Below are 9,155 nucleotides of genomic sequence, written 5' to 3' on the forward strand. Positions count from 1 at the left end.
GCGATCGCCAAAATGATAAATAAATCAACCAATAAATTTAGCCGCTGTCAACGGTCAACGGTCAACGGTCAACCGTCAACCGTCAACAGTTACTTATTCACCCGAGCAAACTAGAGATAAAAGCATTAATTTTGGCTCCCGTGTTTCTCGGTCCTGTGAGTTCACTGGTAAACAGATTAAAGGTAGTTTCTAGAATGGCATTGACGTTAGGATTATTCTTGAGTAACAATGCTTGACGAATTAAGAAAATATCCCCTCCTGTCACTTGACCATTACCATCAACGTCAAAGGCTAATTTGTTGACCCCATTCGCGATCGCACTTCTCAAAGCTGTACCTGTGGTGTTTGTGGCTCCCACAGTTTCAGTGCTAAACAGATTAAAGGAACTTTGCAGAATCGCATCGACGTTAGGATTATTCCGTAACAGCAGATATTGGTCGATCAACAATAAATCAGCACCGGTCACCTTACCATTACCATCAATATCGGCGGCGAGTCCACTTACTGTTGTTACAAAGGTAGTCACAGAACTGGCGCGATCGCTATCAGTAGCAGTAATGGTGACGGTTTGACTTTCATCAGGTCCATTAGTGCTGTTAAAATTCCAACTCCAAGTACCATCTTGATTGGTTGTGATTGCACCCACAGAAGCAGTTAGAGTGACGGTATCATTACCTCTATCACTCCAAGTACCACTGTTAACTGCTGTCTCACCTTTGGAAACAGTAATACTGTTATTATTCACGCTTATTTCTGGGGCGACATTTTCCACCGTGAGGTTAAAGGTAGTTACAGAAGTGGCGTTATCGCTATCCGTAGCAGTGATGGTAACGGTTTGACTTTCATCAGGTCCATTAGTGCTGTTAAAATTCCAACTCCAAGTACCATCTTGATTAGCTGTGATTGCACCCACAGAAGCAGTTAGGGTGACTATATCATTACCCGCATCACTCCAAATACCGCTGTTAACTGCTATTACCCCTTCGGAAACAGTGATACTGTTATTATTCACCCCTATTTGTGGGGCGACATTATTCACCGTGAGGTCAAAGGTAGTTTCGGTGGTGGCGCGATCGCTATCAGTAGCAGTGATGGTGACGGTTTGACTTTCATCAGGTCCATTAGTGCTGTTAAAATTCCAACTCCAAGTACCATCTTGATTAGCTGTGATTGCACCCACAGAAGCAGTTAAGGTGACGGTATCATTACCCGCATCACTCCAAATACCGCTGTTAACTGCTATTACCCCTTCGGAAACAGTAATCCTGTTATTATTCACGCTTATTTCTGGGGCGACATTTTCCACCGTGAGGTTAAAGGTAGTCTCGGAGGTGGCGCGATCGCTGTCAGTAGCAGTGATGGTGACGGTTTGAGTCCCATTTGGACTATCAATACTGTTAAAATTCCAACTCCAAGTACCATCTTGATTTGTTGTGATTGCACCCACAGAAGCAGTTAAGGTGACTATATCATTGCCTCTATCACTCCAAGTACCACTGTTAATTGCTATTACCCCTTCGGAAACAGTAATCCTGTTATTATTCACGCCTATTTGTGGGGCGACATTTTCCACCGTGAGGTTAAAGGTAGTCTCGGAGGTGGCGTTATCGCTATCAGTAGCAGTGATGGTGACGGTTTGACTTTCAATCGGACTATCAGTACTGTCAAAATTCCAACTCCAAGTACCATCTTGATTAGCTGTGACAGTACCCACAGAAGCAGTTAGGGTGACTGCATCATTACCCGCATCACTCCAAATACCGCTGTTAACTGCTATTACCCCTTCGGAAACAGTGATACTGTTATTATTCACCCCTATTTGTGGGGCGACATTGGACACCACAATATTGAATTGCTCGGTAAGGAATGCCCCATCACTATCTGTTACGGTTAGGGATGCCTGATAAATGCCATTATTGGGGTAAGTATATTTGACATCGGCACCCTTTAACTTCTGATTAGAACTTGTATTATTACCAGCAGCAAAATCCCAAACATAATCTAATTCGTTATCTACATCAGTGGCTAAGGCGCTAAAACTGGCTTCCTCTCCCTCATTTAAGCTGGTGGGAACTGTCAGATTGACAATAGTTGGTGCCACATTTTCCACCGTGAGGTTAAATCTACTCTCGGAGGTGGCGCTATCGCTATCAGTAGCAGTGATGGTGACGGTTTGAGTCCCATTTTGTCCATCAGTGCTGTCAAAATTCCAACTCCAAGTGCCATCTTCATTAACTGTGACAGTACCCACAGAAGCAGTTAGGGTGACTATATCTTTACCCGCATCAATCCAAGTACCACCGTTAACCGCTGTGTTGCCTTCGGAAACAGTGATACTATTATTATTCACGCTTATTTGTGGGGCGACATTGGCTACCGTGAGGTTAAAGGTAGTCACAGAAGTGGCGCGATCGCTATCAGTAGCAGTGATGGTGACGGTTTGACTTTCATCAGGTCCATCAGTGCTGTTAAAATTCCAACTCCAAGTACCATCATTGGTTGTGACAGTACCCACAGAAGCAGTTAGGGTGACTGCATCATTACCAGCGTCACTCCAAGTACCGCTGTTAAACGCTGTGTCACCTTCGGAAATAGTAATCCTGTTATTATTTACCCCTATTTGTGGGGCGACATTTTCCACCGTGAGGTTAAAGGTAGTCTCGGATGTGGCGTTATCGCTATCAGTAGCAGTGATGGTGACGGTTTGACTTTCATCAGGTCCATCAGTGCTGTTAAAATTCCAAATCCAGGTACCATCTTCATTAACAGTCACTGTACCCACAGAAGCAGTCAGGGTGACTATATCATTATCTATATCACTCCAAGTGCCACTGTTAACTACTGCATCACCTTCTTTTGTGATGATGGTGTTATTTTCTATGGATATCTGCGGAGGAAGATTATTCACTGTCACCTCAGTACTGAAGGATGCTCGCCCTCCATCATCATCAGTGACAGTAAAAGTCACTGGATAGATACCATTTTTGGTGTAGGTGTGGTTAATCTTGAATATATTCTCAATTCTTGTACCATCGCCAAAGTCCCAAATATAAGTGTGGGCATCATCGCCAAAATCGATAAAGTCACCTTGAAACTCTATGGTGTCTCCCTGATTAATTTCTAGTTGACTGGCATTAATGACTAAGTTTTTGGGAGCACTATTGTTGATAGTTAACAGAATGATATCTTCCAGGATAGTCTCTTCATTAGTATCAGTGGCTCTCACGGTCAAATTATAAAAGCCATTGTCACCAAAACCCAAATCATACAGGGTAAACCAGTCTTTGACTTCCGCAATCAAATTATAGGAATTAGCTCCCTCCTCTAGCAGAGTTACGGTGACACCATCAATTTCTTGTTGTCCATTATTTGCAGCGGGGAGTTGGCTGATATCAATGGTGGTAATCAGAACATCGTCCAAGAGTAATTCCACAAACCTGATTTGGGTGATATCTCCCTTAATATTAGCTTCTAACTTCAAAGGATCGCCTTCAGAAATGGGTTCTACTCTGTCAATCATCATGTTGACTGATGGTGTACTACTGGCTGTGAGGCTCCTAGCCCCGGTTTGGGTGTTTAATTGTGGTATGCCTAAGCCTAACCGAATATTTTGATAACTAACTGCGCCATAGTTTTCCCCTCTGACTTTGATGCTACCAATCAGATTATTAATCAGATTATCAATGTCATTACCAGCGGATCTAAATTCCAGTAGATTTTCTCCGTTACCGCCGTTTAAAATTACATTGGCTCCGGCTTTGATATTTTCGCCGTTGACTCGGAACTTATCGCTACCACTTCCTGTGTTAACCGTAAAGGTATCATTCTCATTGGCACTGTCGAGGAATATTTCGTTGTCTCCGCTACCAGTCTTAACGGCTACATGAGATTTGATAGTACTGGCGATGAGGTTGATCCTATTCCCTCCATCCCCTAGGTTAACTGTGGTTCCATCGACTCCAGCCAGGGTGATGGCATTTTGGTTAAAATCAGCGGTGATAGTTTCAATACCTTTGGTATTAACAATTGTCAGTTGGTTTTCCCCTATCCCTGCATCAATGTTACCACCTTTGGCAATAACACCTGAAATTTTGATGTTATCCGCCCCCGCACCACTATTAATAGTCAGGTTAGTGACATTTTCACCATTACGTACATTTATGAAATCGCCATCACCCAGAGAGGAGATAGATACATTACCCTTAGGTTCGACTAAATCAATAGTATTGAAACCTTCTCCGGTGTTAATGTTTAAATTCTGGACTGTAGGAGCATTTTTCTGTTCAATCAAGTCACCCTGACTACCAGTATTAATGGTGAGGGTTTGCAGTTTGTCAAAGGTGACAATGAATTTTTGCGGTTGTGCATCTGGGACAAAATTAAACTTGGTAATACCAAAGTCATTAGCTAGGGGTGGAGCCAGGGGGTTTGTGGATACAACAGCAGAAACATAGGCATCCCCATCATTAGCCACAATATCAGTGGCGGCGGTTAAACTTCTGTTACGAACTATTTGCAGTAGTTGCAGTCTACCAGTATTCTTGTCAATCTCCAGTCCGGGTAGGGTATTGATCTCGCCGCTGGTGACATATAGGAATTGTCGATTATCAGTGCTAGTAATGGTTAAATCTGCTGCTCCCTTAAAGCCCCTGATGCCTGATGTGCCATCCCGCAGGATTTGGATGGGTTGGTAAGTCTGCGTTGTGGTATCTATGACAAGTTTGCCTTCAGCATCCAGTGGAAATACAGCCAGAGTACCAGTGTGGGCGCTCAAGGTATAGATGAACTTATCAGTGACTGCAAGATCACTAATTCCCCTCATGACGTTCCGATCTCCGACATCTGCCCTGGTTAGCCTTTGCACTTCCTGGAGATCCGTGGCATTGAGAACCACTAACTGATTATCTTGACGACTGATGGCATATACTTTGCTACCGTCTGGACTTACTTCAATGGCTGTAACTTCTTTGAGGCTGTCAGTGAGGAAAGCAGGCTGTTGAAGAGTTAGTTTACCAGTTACTGGGTCATGGTGGAAGAGCAATACCCCTGCTTGTCCTGAATTATCAGAATTATTAATGGGGGAAACCCCTGCAAATACCTGGTGATTGACACCTGTAGTTAGGGTGGTAATGGTTTGGGTACCTGTGCCTCTCCAGGAAGCTTCTGGGTTAATGGTGAGTTTACCAGTGTTGGCATCACGGTTAAATACGCTGATGGCTTCCTCGGTGGCTCCTGCTAGATAAACATAATTACCATCGGCGCTAATTGTCACTGCTGTTGACTCATCCAAGCCCTCTATTTGCACAGTGCCATCTTGGAAGATTTGTTCTTGAGTTATATTGCTGGTATTGACGACCACAAGGGCATTGAGTTGGTTGACACCGTAGAGATGTTTGCCGTCGGGACTGATGGTAATATCAGTTAGTCCTGTGGGGCGGATATATACAGCTTCACCATCCTTGAGGTTTTGACCAGATATGGTATTCACTAACCTGGGGTAATTCAAGGCAGCATTAATGAAAATACTATCATCATCGGGAATCAGAGTCGCCCAAATTTGTCCATTACCTAGTCGGGTGAGGGGTGTGCCTCCGGCTAATAAGGGTTTTAAGAAGTCTTGATTGGTTTGATTTAAATCTATGCCCAATTGCGGGTTAAAGATATTCTCCCCGGAGACATTGATAAACAGCAGCATATCAAAGTCCACATTACTGTCTACATCAAAGTAGTTGACGTTGTACTTACCGGGAGCTATATCCACACGGTAAATAGCGGCTAAGGCATCCTCGGGAATATCCCCGGCTATGCCTAAATCTGCGATGCTTAAATCCAGTAACCCATGGACATTGGCACCGCCAATGAGATCAGCTATGAAGGGAGTTGCTACGGTATTATCGGTAATGAAGGGATTACTAGCCCGGACGCCGTCGAATTTTTGGATGGGAGCAGTACTCAGCAGTTGACGTGGTTGACCGGGAATTTGATAGTCAAGCTGAATACCAGCGGAACCAGTATGTTCAAATAGCTCCACGCGGATATCATGAATACCAGGACTTAAAGCTATTTGTCCTGATTTTTCTGAAAATCCATGTAACCCCCCATGATCAACTACCAATTGGTTGTTGATATACAGCCTAGAGCCGTCATCACTGCTCAGGAAGAAAGTAACTGTCTCATTCTGGTTATTGCCAGTGTTAATGAGTTCAATTTTACCCGTCCACAATACAGCAAAGTTATCTACGGGGGGATTTTGGAGGTTAAACCCTGAAAAGGGTTGAGTTGTATTACTTTGTTGAACTACCCCTGTGGTTTGAGAAGCTATGGGAGTTAAGGAACTGAAGTTAGGGAAGGTTGTGATGGCACCACCTGTGGTATACAGATTGGCTTGCAGTTTTTCACTGGTAATGTAAACAGGTTGTATATCGGGAGTACCTGATAATTGACCATTATCAACGGTGTTACCTCCTAAAATCAGTCGTCCGGGTCCACCGGAATTTCCTCCAGAGCTAGAGCCGCCAGATACGTTGACGGAGGCTTTGTCAACGTCCAGAACCGATGCCATGAGCTTGACTGTGCCCCCAGCGCCGCCACCACCGGCACCACCAGTACCACCGGTACCACCGGTACCTCCAGTACCTCCAGCACCTCCAGAGCCTCCAGAGCCTCCTTTATAGCCCCATCCCCAGTTATCGTCACCATCAGCACCACTACTACCACCAGCACCACGACTACCACTGGTGCCAGCAGAGCCATTATTACCTCTATTACCATCACCTCCTAGGGATTTGAGTTGTGTGCCATCCTGTGCAGAGATTTTGCCTTGAGCGACAATTTCAAAAGCTCCACCGCCGGCACCACCAGCACCACCAGCACCGCCATTACCACCAGCACCGCCATTACCACCAGCACCACCAGCACCGCCAGCACCGCCATTACCACCATAATACCCCAATGTACCGTGGGCACCGCCGCCACCGCCGCCGCCGGCACCACCAGCACCACCAGCACCGCCAGCACCGCCAGCACCGCCAGCACCACCAGCACCACCAGCACCACCAGATATGGTCAAATCAAATTTGTTATTTGTTCCACCAATTCCGTTGCCACCATTATTACCATTAGCGCCATTATTGCCATTGTTACCATTAGCACCATTGCCACCATTACCACCTATAAAATTACCATTGCCACCATTAGCACCACCACTACCAGCACCGCCATTATTTCCACTACCATAACCCCAAGAGCCGCCAGCACCGCCATCACCGCCAGCACCACCAGCACCACCGGCAGTGCCCGCACCACCAGCAGTGCCCGCACCACCAGCAGTGCCCGCACCACCCGCAGCCCCTGCTGTTACACCATTAGCGGACACATCAAAGGTGACATTTGCACCAATCTCGACATTATTGGTGACAAAGATGGACAGGGGACGACTACCTTGGGCTGTGACTTTCACCCCATCGGGAATTACTAAATCTCCGGTAAATTGGAACTGGGCAATGGTGTTATTACTAATTAACGAAGTGGTATATGGTACTGTTTCTAAGAGTCCGCTAATTTGGAGAGTATCAGTATTGAAACGTATTTCTTGGGAAGCGGTAGGTGTTAAGGTAATTCTTGGTAGATCGTCATTGATGATTGTGCCTATGGCTGTGGTAGGTACTACAATTGCCAGCGTAAAGTCAGTGGAGACGCCTGGAGTGTTGCCCACCGTGCTGTCATCGACGTTGATGGTGAGGGCGTAACTATTCTTGGCTTCATAGTCTACTGTCGTGCCTGCTTTGAGGTATAGGGAAGCGTCTACTACTTCAAAACTGGCTGCATCGGCACCACTGAGGGTAATGGTATTTGTTCCGAAACCATCATCGGTGATAGCAATTTCTGCTACTTTAATGCCCCTACTTGTGTCTGCATTTTCAGCAATGCTGATGATGTTGTTGAGGGTAACTGCTGTGGGGGCTTTATTCAAGTCACTCACATAAATGATTTGTAATCCTGCAGCTTGATCAGCAACATAGGCGTAGTTCCCCACCACTTGTACATCCCAAGCAAGGCCAGAGGTATCGTAAGTGCCGATGAGGGTGGGGTTAGCGGGGTTGCTGATATCTATGATTTGCAATCCTGCACTCACATCAGCCACATAGGCGTAGTTGCCCACTACTTCCACACCCCTAGCAAGGCCAGGAGTATCGTAAGTACCTTTGAAGATGGGGTGAGCCGGGTTGCTGATATCTATGATTTGCAATCCCCCATCATAATCAGCGACATAGGCGTAGTTCCCCACTACTTCTACATCCAAAGCAAGACCAGAGGTATCGTAAGTACCTTTGAAGATGGGGTGAGCCGGGTTGCTGATATCTATGATTTGCAATCCTGCATCCCGATCAGCCACATAGGCGTAGTTCCCCACTACTTCTACACCCCTAGCAAAGCCAGAAGTATCGTAACCGCCAGTGCGGGTGGGGTTAGCTGGGTTGCTGATATCTATGATTTGCAATCCTGCATCCCAATCAGCGACATAGGCGTAGTTCCCCACTACTTCTACACCCCAAGCCGAGCCGGGGGTATTGTAACCGCCGATGCGAGTGGGGTTAGCCGGGTTGCTAATATCTATGATTTGCAATCCTGCATCCCGATCAGCCACATAGGCGTAGTTGCCCACTACTTGTACACCCCAAGGAAAGCCTGTGGTATTGTAAGTGCCTTTGAAGATGGGGTTAGCCGGGTTGCTGATATCAATGATTTGCAATCCTGCTTCATCATCAGCCACATAGGCGTAGTTCCCCACCACTTGTACACCAGAAGCAAGGCCTGTGGTATCGTAAGTGCCCTTCAGGGTGAGAAGCACAGTATCTGTAATTGCAAGGCTGAAGTCAGTGGTGACATCTGGAGTGTTGCCCAATGTGCTGTCATCGACGTTGATGGTGACGGCGTAACTATTCTTGGCTTCATAGTCTAGTGTTGTCCCTGCTTTGAGATATAGGGAAGTGTCTACTACTTCAAAACTGGCTGCATCGGCACCACTGAGGGTAATGGTATTTGTTCCTAAACCATCATCGGTGATAACAATGTCTGCTACTTTAATGCCCCTACTTGTGTCTGCATCTTCAGGAATGCTGATGATGTTGTTGTTGAGGGTAACTGCTGTGGGG

The 9,155-nt window shown here is 45.9% G+C and carries 1 protein-coding gene; it reads right to left on the reverse strand.

Translation table 11 applies throughout. The annotated features are described in order from the left end of the window. Positions 1–97: 97 nt before the first annotated feature. The coding region (locus PN457_RS11820) for a PKD domain-containing protein (protein WP_271733526.1) at positions 98–9,155 on the reverse strand (9,058 nt) is incomplete at its 5' end.

Origin of the sequence: Anabaenopsis arnoldii (genome assembly GCF_028331025.1) — a bacterium.
GTDB classification, from domain to species: Bacteria; Cyanobacteriota; Cyanobacteriia; order Cyanobacteriales; family Nostocaceae; genus Anabaenopsis; species Anabaenopsis arnoldii.